This window comes from Candidatus Cloacimonadota bacterium (assembly GCA_021734245.1).
In the GTDB taxonomy this organism is placed as follows: Bacteria; Cloacimonadota; Cloacimonadia; order Cloacimonadales; family TCS61; genus B137-G9.
In genome coordinates this window covers 1-14,086 of sequence record JAIPJH010000028.1, presented here as the reverse complement: position 1 = coordinate 14,086, position 14,086 = coordinate 1, and the positions used below count along the sequence as shown (strand labels likewise).

The 14,086-nt window shown below is 37.3% G+C and carries 10 protein-coding genes and 1 tRNA gene; 8 read left to right on the top strand and 3 right to left on the bottom strand.

Features of this window, described 5'->3' with window-relative positions; genetic code table 11:
* Nucleotides 1-31: 31 nt before the first annotated feature.
* The gene (locus K9N40_06080; protein ID MCF7814023.1) at nt 32-2,626 is read right to left on the bottom strand and encodes a tetratricopeptide repeat protein; all 2,595 of its coding nucleotides are present in this window, start codon (nt 2,624-2,626) and stop codon (nt 32-34) included.
* 168 nt (nt 2,627-2,794) lie between these two features.
* On the opposite strand from K9N40_06080, the gene trxA reads away from it, so the two are divergent.
* Complete coding sequence (trxA, locus tag K9N40_06075) at nt 2,795-3,151, top strand: thioredoxin (GenBank protein ID MCF7814022.1); 357 nt, start codon at nt 2,795-2,797, stop codon at nt 3,149-3,151.
* 69 nt (nt 3,152-3,220) lie between these two features.
* Here the strand turns inward: trxA and K9N40_06070 are convergent, their stop codons facing one another.
* On the bottom strand, nt 3,221-5,005 hold the full coding sequence (locus K9N40_06070) for a peptidylprolyl isomerase (GenBank protein ID MCF7814021.1): 1,785 nt from the start codon (nt 5,003-5,005) through the stop codon (nt 3,221-3,223).
* Nucleotides 5,006-5,279: 274 nt separating this feature from the next.
* Between K9N40_06070 and rpsU the strand changes: the two genes are divergently transcribed.
* The 7 genes from rpsU to K9N40_06035 all read left to right on the top strand — a co-directional run bounded on the left by rpsU (nt 5,280) and on the right by K9N40_06035 (nt 12,675).
* Nucleotides 5,280-5,489: a 30S ribosomal protein S21 gene (gene rpsU, locus K9N40_06065; GenBank protein MCF7814020.1), complete on the top strand. Its 210-nt coding sequence runs from the start codon at nt 5,280-5,282 to the stop codon at nt 5,487-5,489.
* An 18-nt stretch (nt 5,490-5,507) separates the two neighbouring features.
* The gene (locus K9N40_06060) at nt 5,508-5,948 is read left to right on the top strand and encodes a GatB/YqeY domain-containing protein (GenBank protein ID MCF7814019.1); all 441 of its coding nucleotides are present in this window, start codon (nt 5,508-5,510) and stop codon (nt 5,946-5,948) included.
* Between the two features lie 115 nt (nt 5,949-6,063).
* On the top strand, nt 6,064-6,624 hold the full coding sequence (locus K9N40_06055) for a CvpA family protein (protein ID MCF7814018.1): 561 nt from the start codon (nt 6,064-6,066) through the stop codon (nt 6,622-6,624).
* 59 nt (nt 6,625-6,683) lie between these two features.
* The gene (locus tag K9N40_06050) at nt 6,684-9,023 is read left to right on the top strand and encodes an endonuclease MutS2 (protein ID MCF7814017.1); all 2,340 of its coding nucleotides are present in this window, start codon (nt 6,684-6,686) and stop codon (nt 9,021-9,023) included.
* A gap of 31 nt (nt 9,024-9,054) precedes the next feature.
* Nucleotides 9,055-10,758, top strand: a complete 1,704-nt coding sequence (dnaG, locus tag K9N40_06045) for a DNA primase (GenBank protein MCF7814016.1) — start codon at nt 9,055-9,057, stop codon at nt 10,756-10,758.
* Nucleotides 10,759-10,768: 10 nt separating this feature from the next.
* Nucleotides 10,769-12,511: an RNA polymerase sigma factor RpoD gene (rpoD, locus tag K9N40_06040; GenBank protein ID MCF7814015.1), complete on the top strand. Its 1,743-nt coding sequence runs from the start codon at nt 10,769-10,771 to the stop codon at nt 12,509-12,511.
* Between the two features lie 88 nt (nt 12,512-12,599).
* Nucleotides 12,600-12,675 (top strand) — tRNA-Ile (locus K9N40_06035).
* A 744-nt stretch (nt 12,676-13,419) separates the two neighbouring features.
* On the opposite strand, the gene K9N40_06030 is transcribed toward K9N40_06035, so the two are convergent.
* The coding region (locus K9N40_06030) for a T9SS type A sorting domain-containing protein (GenBank protein MCF7814014.1) at nt 13,420-14,086 on the bottom strand (667 nt) is incomplete at its 5' end.

The following is a 14,086-nucleotide window of genomic DNA, read 5'->3' as shown; positions in this document are numbered from 1 at the left end:
TCTTAAATTCAATTTGTAAAATCAATAAGATCTATCTGGGTGATGTGCGAACTTTTATCTCCTCAAATTGGAAACCTCTATTGTTGAAAAGATCGATACAAACCTGCACAATATCTTCATCGTAAAGCAAACCCGCATTCCGACGCAATTCAGCTAGTGCTTCATCGATTCCCTGAGAATTTCTGTACGGTCTTTGCGAGATCATAGCATCTACCACATCGGCTATATTCACAATTTTGGCTTCCAGCATTATCTCGTTTCCTGCCAAGCCCTGAGGATAGCCGGAACCATTGATCTTTTCGTGGTGTTGATAAACTATTTTTGCCACAGGAAGTTCAAAGTCGATAGTTTTCAAAATATCATATCCAGCCAGAGGATGATTTTTGATCATGCTGTATTCTGTTTCCGTCAATCTGGCAGGTTTAGTTAGAATTTCGGTTGGAACATATATCTTTCCAATATCATGCAGAATGGCAGCAATACGAATGCTATCCAGCTGTTCTTTTCCCAGCCCCATTGCCAGACCGATCTCTCGGCTTAAAGTAGCTACACGAAGCTGATGTCCGGCAGTATAAGGATCACGGATTTCTACAGCTGAAATAAGAGCATTCACTGTTTCTTCCATTGCTTTTTTCAAACGATGATAACTATCATTAAGGTCTTGCTGAGCTCTTTTTCTTTCCGCAATTTCCAGCTGCAATTCCTGGTTGGCATTTGCCAGTTCCTGAGTGCGCTCACTTACTCTGCGCTCGAGCAAGCTGTTAGCATTTCGCAGACGGTCTTCCATCTCCTTTCGTTCAAAGAAAAGTCCAATAGTTTCTGAGAATAAACTTAGAAGAGCAAAATCTTCTGTCTGCCATTTATGAGTTTTAGAAAAGTTTTCGAAAGAAACAAATCCAATCAATCTCTGTTTGAATTTTACGGCAAAAGCTAAAGCTGATTTCACACCTTGTTGTTCCAGAAATCTCTGTTCCTGAAATGCTTCCTGCGGCATCATGGAAACATCATCAACATGTACAATTTCATCATTTTCCAGTTTAGAATTCCACCATTTGTTTTTGGAAATTTCCATCTCTTTGATGCTGGGAGGCAACATGCCCAAACCACTTTCCTGCCACACGTGAGTTCGTTCCAAAGCTTTGTTATTTTCACTTATCAAAAACAAACTGGCTCTACTGGCATTACAAACTTTACCGATATTTTCCAATGATAATTTAATTACTTTGTTAAAATCTTTTATTTTAATAAAATTCGATGAAATGCTGGAAACAACCTTTTCGATAGCCAATCTGTTGCTGAGTTTATGTTCAATTTCTTCTTTTTCTACGATCTCGGTTTTCAGCTTTTTATTGATGATACTTTCCTGACGGAAACGGTAGTAAAGAATTCCAGCAGCAGAAGTTACGGCAACTACGCCAAAGATGAGAAGCAAATTGAAAAGTTTTCGTTTATCGGAAACCAGCCGACCGATCACTTCCTCTTTTTCTTTCAGTTCTATCTCTTTTTCATTATCCAGATGTTGCAAGCCAGTCTGCAATTCCTGAAGCTGTTTTTTGTTGGTTTCAGTTAAGATCAGCTCTTTCTGATTTGCATAAAGTTTGTAATATTGGAAAGCGTGTGGAAGGTCATTTTGCTCGTTGTAATATTCGTATAAATTGTAATATCCATCGCGCAGTAAAATTCGGGAATTTATATCGATAGCGATCTGAATTCCCTGAGTAAGATTGGCGAAAGCCATATCTTTATCACCAAGTTTTGTATATATCTTTCCTATATGAAGAAAAGTGTTGGATATCTCGTATTTACTTCCGATCTCAAGATTCAAATTCAAAGATTGATCGAGATAATCCAAAGCCCGGTCATAATCTTCCAGTTTGGAATAGAGCAATCCCAAATTGTAATAGGCATTGGCAACTCCACCAGAATTCTCAGCTTTCTGTTCTATCTGCAAAGATCGCATATAGTATTGAAGAGCATTATCAAAATCTCCTCGATCTGCGTGTACCATTCCCAAATTGGAAAGCGTCGTCGAAATGGATTCAGAGCTTCCAACTTGCTGTTCCAGGGCCAAAGCATCTTTATAATATTTTAGAGATTCATCGTAATTTTGCAGATAATAGTGAAGATCGGCGATATGATTAAGAGCTTTCAGAGTTCCTTTTTTACTGCCCAGTTCACGCTCAAGTTTCAAGGTATTCAATAAATAGAAAAGTGCTCTGTCAAAATTGCTCAAACGTAATTGAGTAAGACCGGCAATTAATTGGACATCTGCCATTCCCCGTTTATCGTTCAAAGTGGAAAAAAGCTTTTGCGATTTGATAAGATTACTAAGGGCAGGTTGATAATTTCCCAATCGATAATTTGCTTTTCCCATCATCAAAAGAGATTTTGCACTAGCAAAACTATCCTGAAGATCGGAAGCAAGATCGTAAGCTTCAGAACTCAGTTCACTACTTTTTCGTGGAGATGATGCCAGATAAATCTCGGATAACTGGTTCAACATGATTACTTTTTCGATCCCTTTCAGATTGTTCACGGCATGTTCTAAACTGTCAATTCTGGTTGGAATTGCTGCTAAAAATACCGTCAATACAAATAGTACTATTATCAAGATCGTTTTTTTCATATTAAACCAATTCATACATTTTGTACTAATATTTAAATAATTATAAATTCTGACAAGTTTTTTTAATGTATAGAAAAAATAAAATTTATTAAAACTAATATTTGACATTGTGTAATATTCGCTTAAGTTGTTCTATAAATTTAAAGAAAATAATTTAGGAGTGAAAAAATGGAACATTTGACGAAAGAAACTTTTAAGCAGAAAATTCATGATTTTGAGCAGAATAAGGATTGGAAATTTCTGGGAGATAAGCCCGCAATTATCGATTTTTATGCAGATTGGTGTGGACCATGTAAAATGGTAACTCCAGTTTTGGAAGAACTGGCAGAAGAATACAAAGGCAAACTTGATATTTACAAGGTAGATACTGAAGATCAGCAGGAGCTGGCAGCAGCTTTTGGAATTCGCAGTATACCATCTTTGCTTTTTGCACCGGTAGATGAAAAACCGCAAATGGCGATGGGAGCCTTACCGAAAGGATCATTTGAAGAGATAATTTCTGATGTTTTAAAAGTAAAAAAATAATTAGCTTATCAATTACAAAAAAAAGCCCGACAAAAAGTCGGGCTTTTTTAGTTTTCTATCTAATTTTCTTTAATCGAAAAACAAGCTTCGATTGTCTGTAATCTCAGCATTTTCCAGAAGTTCTCGATACCACTGGTTCAAATATTCTTCTTTCTTCTCTTCCAGTTTTGTTTCATAAAGCTCTTCTTTTTCTGCTTCAAATTTTTCCATATCTGGTTTAGTTCGCGATTTTACGATAGCGATATAAGCGCCAAATTCACCTTTGATCAGATCTGTAGTTTCACCCGCTTCATGTTCTAAAATTGTTTCGTTTAGAATATCATCTTTCCGAATGCTTGGTATAGCTTTTTCTGCAATAATATCTTTAGCTTCCACAACTTTAATGTCCTGGCTTTTGGCTGCTTTTATGTAATTAGCAACATCATTTTCGGCAATGAATTTTTCTGCCATTTCGTACAACTTCTCCACTTTCTTCTCTTGTTCCACTTTTCTTTTTATGCTGGATTCAACATCTTCGAACGGCATGTAATGATCACCAACAACATAAGAAATCTCTGCTAAAACATAACTATCTTCGCCGATATTGAAAGGATCGAGCAAGGTTCCTTCTTTGTGTTTGAAAGCAAACTCAACTTGACCTTCATCTTTTCCTAAACCAGGAATATATTGAGCATCTTCGTAAAATTCCCTGGTTTCTTTTACTTCGTAAGCCAGCTCTTCAGCAGCTTTTTCCAGTCCAACTTTCTCGGCATTCTCAAATAAGTCATCCACCAGGATTTCCTGATTGGCACGAGTTTCAAAAGAAGGTTCAAATTTGATAAGAATATGACTGGCTTGAACCATCGGTTTGCCTTCCGGACTTTGTTTTTTTCCTGTAGTTTTGATAATGTGCCATCCATATTGAGTTTCCACCGGTTCACTGATCTGTCCGATATCCATAGAAAAAGCAGCAGCACTGAATTCGGGAACCATTCTTCCTTCTTCAAAATATCCAAGATCTCCCCCTTTGGGAGCGGAAGAATCTTGAGAATATTTGCGAGCTATTTCAGCAAAATCTGCACCTTCTGAAACTACAACATAAAGAGAATCTATTTTCTCTTTGGCAGCTTTTTTATCGGCTTCACTGGCTGCAAGATCCATGCGAACGTATTTCAGTTTTCTGGCTGGTCCTCTTTTGTATTCTTCTTTATTCTCATCATAATACTCTTGCATGTCTTCATCTGTTATGTCTACTTCTGGAATCAAACTTGAATCAAAATAGATGATGTCTGCTTCTGCTTTGTCGTTTTCTTTGATATATTCTTTTTGAAGCTCTTCTTCCGTAAGAACAACTTCAGATTTTACATCTTCATAAAGTTTTTCATAGGGAAGCATTCCACGAACTCTATTTTCCATGTAGGCAGCAAATTGCTGATTTTCCAGCAGCATATCGGTGTATTTATCCTGGTCAAATTCACCATCAGTCTGCATCTGTTCAATTTCTTTTACATCGTCTGGCGGATCCTGCAAAGCTGCTATCACATCATCTTCACTAACTTTAACTCGTCGCTTCTTAATCTCTTTATTGAATAATATGCGCTGCTTCAATTGATTCCAGGTTTGTTCATTCAATTGGTTTGTCAGCTGATCATCAAATTCAGCTTCCGGATTTTGTTCGGCGTGGCTGGCATAAGTAGCTTTCAACATTTCCTGGTATTGGGAAAAAGTGATCTTCTCACCTTCGATAATTCCAACGTATTTATATGGATTTTTTGTAAAAATACTGGAAATCCCACCGATAGCCATTGATAATATAAAAAGCGCTGCGATAATTATTATTATCCATGATGCATTTCTTCTCATTCCTTCTAACATTTAGTCTCCTCCAAATATCTTCCCGATATTATCTATTTCATAAATTAATAATTTGGAACAATAACTAAAATCACCTGTTTTTATACAAGTTTTTTTTACAAAAAAATTCTTTCCAGGTAGTTTTAATTCACTGCTAAAATATCATTTAGACTTTTGATAAATTTTAATATTAATTTATTTTTATACTAAATATAACAATTTTATCACTAAACTTGACAAGAAATAGATATATAAAAGTTTGGTAAATCACTTGTAAAAAAGGGAGGTGAATTTAGTGCCAAAGGTTGTAGCCAGAGAAGGTGAATCTTTCCAGGTAACACTGAGAAAATTCAAAAAATCTTGCGAAAAAGCCGGATTGCTTTCTGATATTAAGAAGAATAACTATTATGAAAAGCCATCTGTGAAGCGTCGCAGAAAAGAAAAAGAAGCACGCAGAAAAGCTTTAAAACTTCTTAGAAAGCAAAGACGATATAACAGATTTTAATTAATCCGGGATATAGTTATGATTCAAGATATCGAAAAAGCTGTTCTAATAGCTCTCCGCAGCAAAGATCAGAAGCGACTGAAAGTACTCAGGTCTGTAAAAGCTGCTCTTAAATACGCAGAGATCGAAAAGAAACAGAAGCTGTCGGAAGATGATGCAATTTCTGTTTTGCAAAGTCAGATTAAGAGTAGAAAACAGGCGATTGAACTTTATGAACAAGGCAACAGACCTGAACTTGCCGCCAATGAACAATACGAAATCGAAGTTATCGAAAGCTTTTTACCCGAACCGCTTTCGGAAGAAGAACTGGCTGCTGCAGTAAATAATCTTATTGCAGAGCTGGAAGCCACTTCCATGAAAGATATGGGCAAAGTGATGAAAGCTTTGAAAGAAAAGCTGGGAAACCAGGCAGATGGAAAAATTCTGAGCATGCTGGTAAGACAGAAATTACAGGCATAATTCTAAATTGATCATCGTGTCTGAATTTGATTTCGGATAAATATTTAAGAAAGTGGGGAGATAAAATCTCCCCATTTTTTGCTGAATGCAAAGAAAATGAAAGTGAGGATATGAAATGCATTTATTGGATATAATTATTGGAATATTTGTTTTAGCATTCGTTTTTAACGGGTTGCGAAAAGGTTTTATCAAAAGCGTTTTAGGGCTTTTAGGGCTTATCGTCATTATTATTCTCATCATCAAAATTGGAAATCCGGTCAAGATCATGCTGATCCGAGAGTTGGGAATAAATGAAATTCTGGCTGTTGCCTTAGCATATATTCTCATCATATTCTTTATCACTATTGTTGTAAAAATCATAGGTTGGATGCTCAGCAAAATCATGAACATCCTGAATGCCGGCTGTCTGGATCGCATTTTAGGAATGGTTTTCGGTTTTTTGAACGGAGTTCTCATAATTGCTATCGTGCTAATTTTACTCGATATAACTCCCATGCGGAAAAGTATTCGCAAATTTACGAATGATTCAGTTGCTGTTCAATATATTCGTAAATTCACTTTGATTGTAGATAAAAACTTTCCCGAAGCAAATAAATTCAAGGTTCCCATCGAAAAAACCATCGAAGATTTAGATCAGAAAATAACCGATGCAGTTGAGGAAAAAACCAAGAAATAATTTCATAATATAATTCAGGAAATATTATTTGATAGAAGTATAATCCCAGAGGAATTTATATGCAGGTATATTCACAACTCGAATACAATAAAATAAAGGAAATTCTGGCAGAGGAATGCCATTCCGGTTTGGGAAGGCAGCTTGCATTGGAATTAAAACCACTAAGTTCCAAAACCGAAGTTGATAAATTATTGGTTTTGAATGAAGAGATCCGAAACCTGATCAAAACAGGCCTGCAATTCAATTTCTCCCGCATTTCCAACCTCAACGAACTTCTTAACAATATAAAGCATATCACCTACAATTACGAAGAATTCCAGCAGATCTATTTCAATCTGGAAGCTGCTAACAACATTTACTATTCTGAAGAAAACCAGGAAGATAATCCTAAATTTGTTAATATGATTCAAAAATTATTTAAACTTCCTGAACTGGCTGAAAGATTTAAACAGATCTTTGATACTGAAGGCCTGGTAAAAGATTCCGCTTCAACTGAACTGGCAAATATCAGGAAGAAAAAACGCAAATTAAGAAGATCGATTACCGGACTTCTGAATACGAAACTAAATGAATTTGAAAACAAGAATTATATCCACGATAAGATCGTAACTCAGCGCGATGGAAGATTCGTAATTCCGCTCAAAGAAAGTTCTACCAGCTTTGTTCAGGGAATTGTTCACGGACGCTCCGGCAGCAAAAACTCAGTTTACATGGAACCTCAGGAAGCTGTCGGCATCAACAATGAGATTGACATGACCAGCAGCGAGGAAAAAAGAGAGATCCACAGAATTTTCATAGAATATACAAAACAATTGCGAGAATATAAAACTGAAATCATCGATAATACAAAAATTCTGCAAGAACTCGATTTTCATTTTGCTGTAGGAAGATTTTCCCATTCCATTTCTGCTGAAAAACCAGAGATCGTGGAAAAGCCGATAATTTCACTCAGCAATGCCCGTCACCCACTTCTTATCCACTCCTACGGTTCCCTCAAAAAAGTTATTCCATTTGATCTGGAACTGGGAAGAGAATTTAAACTGCTACTGATTTCCGGGCCAAATACCGGTGGAAAAACAGTTACTCTAAAAACCATTGGACTTCTAACTCTGATGGCACTTTCCGGTTTACCTATTCCTGCCAGATTCGACAGTAAGATCGGAATTTTTCCACAGGTTTTTGCTGATATCGGAGATAATCAGTCTTTGGAAAATGCACTCAGTACTTTTTCTTCTCACATCAAAAATATCGATGAAATGGTAAAAAAGGGAACAGAGAATTCTCTCGTTCTTATAGATGAGATCGGAGCTGCCACCGATCCTGAACAGGGTTCTGCTTTAGCACAATCCATTCTGGAAAAACTGGCAGAACTCAATTGTGTGGGAGTTATAACAACTCACTACACAGCTCTTAAAATTTTTGCTGAAAAGCACAAAAACTGCATGAATGCAGCTATGCAATTCGATGCTGATAAACATGTTCCAACTTATAATTTCAAACTCGGTCTTCCCGGGAACAGTTTCGCTATCGAAGTAGCTTCCCGACTGGGGATGAATGAGAATTTGATCAATCGAGCCAAAGAACTTACCGGCAATCAAAGCGTGGAAATGACCGATCTCCTGACTCGAATGACGGAAGAAAAACAAGCGCTTTCACATCAGCTCTATCAATATGAATTGAAAACTGCACTGCTTAATAAAAAGATCGATGAACACCAGCACAAGATCGACGAAATGGAAGAAAATTCCAAAGCAATAAAACGCAAATCGATGCGGGAAGCACGGGAGTTTTTGACAACTCTGCAGAAGGAACTCAATAACGAGATCGACTCGATCAAGAAATCCGACAAAAAGAGGAGAAAAGAGCTGCTGGAAAATTCTTTAAACAAAATAAATGAACAGAATTTAAAATTCAAGGAACAAGAAGATCAGCTGCAGGATTTTCAGCGAGAACTTGAAACAAATCCCAAGCCAGGTAAACTGATCTGGCTGAAGGATATGGAAACAGAAGCTGAGATCATAGAAGTTTTTGATAAAGAGATAAAAGTGGATATGGGTGGAATATTTTTCACTACCTCAAATTCTAATATTTTTAAAACAACTAAAAAACCTGTTAAGAAAACAAAACCAAGCGTTTCTGTACCTCGACCGGAAGTAAAAATGGAACTAAAGATCCTGGGAAATACTTTTGATGAAGCAAAACCAAAAATTGAGACTTTTATAGACAATGCTATCTTTTCCGGGTTGGAAAGATTGAGAATTGTTCATGGTAAAGGAACCGGAGCTCTGCGTGCAAAAGTGCGTCAATATCTTAGAAAAAAGAAAAAAGTTGTCGACTTTTTTTCACCCCCTCCCGAAGCTGGCGGAGATGGTGTAACTGTAGTGGTTTTAGAAAAATAACTATGGTTTTTGTCATCTTTTTGGAGAATGAATGGATCAAAGAATAATTGAAGAAGTAATTGATAACAATAACATCGTCGATGTGATCGGCAGTTATTTTCCGCTCAAAAAGACGGGAAGTAACTTTAAAGCACGCTGCCCGTTCCATGACGAAAAAACTGCTTCCTTTGTGGTGAGCGAAAAGAAGCAGATCTTCAAATGTTTCGGTTGCGGAAAAGGTGGAAATGTGATCCATTTCGTTCAGGAATACGAGAAACTTTCGTTCTGGGAAGCGATGAAAAAACTGGCTCAAAGAGCTGGCATCGTTTTGCAGCAATCACCTGTAAACACCAAGAAAAAAAACCGCCGTGATCTGATCTATTCCATTTATAAACTGGCTGGTGAATTTTTCTGTGATAATCTTTTTAAACATGGAGATTTTGCTCTGCGTTATCTTTCCGAGCGTGGTTTCAGTAACGATGCGATCCAGAAATTTCAGATCGGGTATGCTTTGGATGGCTTTAATTCACTGAAAAATTATTTAATAAAAAACAGCATCAACGATAAAATTTTACCAAATACTGGTTTGTTCACTCAGGGTGGAAGTGATCTATTTCGCAATCGTTTGATGTTCCCTATTCATGATCATACCGGTAAGATAATTGCTTTTGGTGGTAGAATTCTACATGATGATCAATCTGGTGGGAAATATGTAAATTCACCCACAACAGAAATTTATACGAAAGGCAATGAACTTTACGGGCTCTTCCTGACAAAATACGAAATTCAGAAAAAAGACACGGTTCTCATCTGCGAAGGTTACACAGATTTCCTGCGTTTATACGAAAAGGGATTCACCAACTGCGTTGCATCGCTGGGAACTTCTCTCACCGACGGACAGATAAAACTTCTGGGCAGATACACAAACAATTTCTACATGATCTACGATGGTGACAAAGCCGGTCGTAAAGCTGCTGTGCGTGCTGCTGGAAATGTAATAGAACATGGATATAAAGCATACATAATTCAACTTCCAAGCGAAACTGATCCTGACAGTTATCTGCAGGAAAATGATGCAGCTAAATTAAATGACCTGATCTCAAATGCTTTATCACTTCCCAAATTCCTGCAGCAAGACAAAAGCCTGCAGCTGGAAGAAAGAGCAAAACTGGATACGCTGATAGAAATTCTGAATGAAATGAATGATGAAATTTCTCAGGAACTTTTCATCAAAGATATTTCCGAGATCTTTGGAATCAGTGAACACGCCATCCGAACAAAAATAAAAAAACGCAAACCAAATAGGACAAAAGTTACAACTCAAAAAACTCTTTTGAACAAATTTGAAGATGAAAAAAATCTTATATGTTTAATATTAGATAATAAAATATTATATAAAAAAGTTGCACAAGAGATAGATTCGACTTATTTTTTTTCAGACGCATATAAAAGTATATTTGGAATTATGCAGGAGCATATAGAGGATATGGGGCAAATATCGAGTTTGGTCGATTATACTGATGATGAAATAATTAAAAGTACAATCACCGAATTGATGATGCTGCCAGTTCCCAATACTTCTGTAGATGAAAATATAAATAATTTGAAGTTGAGGAAGTTTCAAACAGAGCTCAAATATATTAATACCAGGATTCGTGAAAATCCAAAAGACCGGGATCTTCTATCCCAAAAAAATGAGCTGAAAAAGAAAGTTCTGACACTCGATAAGAGAAAAGTTACTAAAACCCTTTACTAAAGGAGATTGAATGCTGAGTTACAATGAATGTATAAAAAAACTTGTAGATCTGGCCAGAAAGAATAATAACCTGTTAACATTTAAACAGATCAATAACATCCTTCCCAGCAATCCGATATTTTTGGATAAAATTGATGATATTATTAATGATATTGTGGAAGAAGGTATCGAACTGATCGATGAAACACAGAAAAGAGTTACCAAGAAAAAAGTATCTGTAAAGAAAAACAAAAAAACCAAGAAATTCCAGAATAAACGCTATTACGACGACCCGGTTCGTATGTATCTGGGCGAAATGGGCCGTGTTCCTCTTTTGGATCGGGAAGGTGAAGTTCGCATTGCCAAGAAGATCGAAAGCGGACAAAAATATATTAATAAATATGTTTTTATGAGTGGATCTACATTGCGGGAGATGGAGAATTTCCTGCATCGCTATCGTGAGAAACGTGTAAAGCTGGATCAGATATTCAAGATCGAATACGGAACCTGGATGGACAAAGCTCAGGAAGCTACTCTTATCAACGAATTTGAACAGGTGATAAAAGAAACCAGTGCTATTTTTGATGAGATCGGTGATATTATCGATAACAGTGAATACGATGAAATTGGACATCTTGTCGATCAGGAGACCATTGAAAAAAAACGTGCCAAAATCATGGAAATCTTCGACAAACTTACTTACAATGAAAAGCTCCTGAAAAGGATGGTTTACAGAATTCGCAGCCTTGTTGATAGAATAAAAGACAGCCAGAAAACTATCAAGCACCTTTCTAAAATCAGGAAATACAGCATTGATGAAATTTGTACATTTGGACGAAAAGCAAACAAATCTCCCGAAGATTATGACGCAGTTCAAAAAGAAACAAATATCGAACCGAACGTTTTTATCGAAACTCTGCGTAAGATAAAAAATGCCCGTCGTAAAATTCGTCGTGTAGAGCTGGAAACCAAGATGACAGCTAACGAAATGGTCGATCTTCTGGCAGAAGTGGAACGCGGCGAAAAGATGAAAGAGCGTTCCAAGAATGAAATGATAGAAGCAAATGTGCGTTTGGTTGTAAGTATCGCCAAGCGTTACAACAATCGTGGTTTAGATTTTCTTGATCTTATCCAGGAAGGAAACACGGGACTGATGCGAGCTGTGGAAAAATACGATTATCGCAAGGGTTTTAAATTCAGCACATACGCCACCTGGTGGATCCGTCAGGCAATTACTCGTGCCATTGCCGATCAAGCCAGAACGATCCGTATTCCAGTTCATATGATCGAATCGATTAACAAAGTGAAACGTGCCAGCAGAAAACTATTGCAGGAACTTGGCAGAGAACCATATCCTGAAGAAATTTCAAACGCCTTGGAATTACCTGTAGAAAAAATAAAAAGCATTTTAGCGATTACCAAAGAACCTGTTTCCCTTGATAAACCGATCGGCCATGAAGATGAAGACAGCCTGTTGGGAGACTTCATCGAAGATAAAGGAACGATCTCACCGGAAAGAATGGCGGAAAGAACTCTGCTGAAAAAACAGGTTGATGATATTTTGAGAACTCTTACTTCCCGAGAAGAAAGAGTCATCCGATTACGATTTGGTATCGACGATGGTTATCACAGAACTCTGGAAGAAGTAGGAAATATATTTGGTGTAACCAGAGAGCGGATTCGTCAGATCGAAGATAAAGCTCTGCGAAAACTTCGACATCCTACCAGAAGTAATATTTTAATGAAGTTCATAGATAACTTCAATGTTAAGTAATTCGTTATCAGGAAATTCTTGACACGAATTTGAGTGAATTTGTTTTTACATACTCGAAATTTAAGTGATCATTAGAGAATAGATTTTGGGGCCTATAGCTCAGTTGGTAGAGCTTCCGGCTCATAACCGGACGGTCAGAGGTTCGACTCCTCTTGGGCCCACCAGTCTTCGTCCCGAAAACTTTCGGGACTACGCCCGGGCAGGCCAGTTTCAGGTCTGTTCAACATTTTGCTCCGATCTTATCGGAGCTTTTTTTTATGAAGACTGTCACGGCGAAGTTTTACGAAGTCGTAAGAACAACGTACAAGATACGTCCAGCCTTCGCTAAGCTTCTACCTTCGTCATTGGCTACGGCATGACAAGTCGGTTTGGCAGGCCCAGTGGAATTTGAAAAAGCCAGCAGCAAAGCTGCATTCCACAGGGCTGGCAGAATGACGGAAAGATTATTTTGTCATCCTGAGTAGGAGTGAAACGACGTATCGAAGTATATGGCAAAAACTATGATGAATTCTATTTGCAAGCGACCTCGTCGCTTAAAAATCAAAGAATTGATTTGCTCCAAATAAAAAGCCCCGACAAATTGTCAGGGCTAAAAGCTAATTCACTGGACTTCAGACTTGACTGGAGTTCAGAACACAATTTAAAATGTTTCTCGTTCTTAGTTCTTAAGTCCGGAAAACTCTTACCTTCTCGAATGGTTGAGCTGTGCGAAACCTTGTGAATGGTTACCTAAAAACCTTTCCGACAGTGAAATACCTTTCCGACAGCTTCTGCAAGAATCTGCGAATGAAGCTATCGGAAAGAATATGTGTTGTTAGACTTGACCCAATAACGAAGTTTGGGTTAAGAATAACAAAATCACATCCGTTCTTACCTCAAGCCTGCGCATTGAGGCAAGTCTGGATTTATTATTTCAACATTAGCATTCTAATCGTTTTGTGATAAGAAGGCGTCTGCAAACGATAGAAATACACTCCAGAAGCTTGCTTTGAAGCATTCCAGGTAAATGTATGGAATCCTGCTTCATATTTTTGGGAAATTACTTTCTGTCCAAGCACATTATAAATTGTCAGTGTCCCAGTTTCTCCTTCTTCAATACCGAATTGAATCGTAGTGGTGGGATTGAAGGGATTTGGATGATTTTGATTTACAAAGCTTTTTTCTGGAGCACCTGGAGTAATGTTTGAACTGTTCAGATTTATTGAAACCGGACCAAAGACTTCCAACTCTCCACTGTAGCTTACACTTTCCAGCCAGTAATAGTGAACTCCTGGTTGCAAAATCGGCTGCTCATCGATATAATTGTATTCAGTTGGTGTAGTCACCGTTCCCATGCCGGGAATTAGGTCATCATTTAATTTTAGTACATTATTGTTATCGATACCATTTTCATCTTGGCTGCGATAGATATTCCAACCCAGGTTTTCCAATTCAGATTCGGTTATCCAATTCAAAGTTGGAAAACCATCAATAATATTTCCTGTAAAGCTTGATAAGGTTACAGGTAATGTGGGATCTGGATTATCTATCAACCTGGGATAATTATAACCGATACGTTCCCAAATGTTAATATCC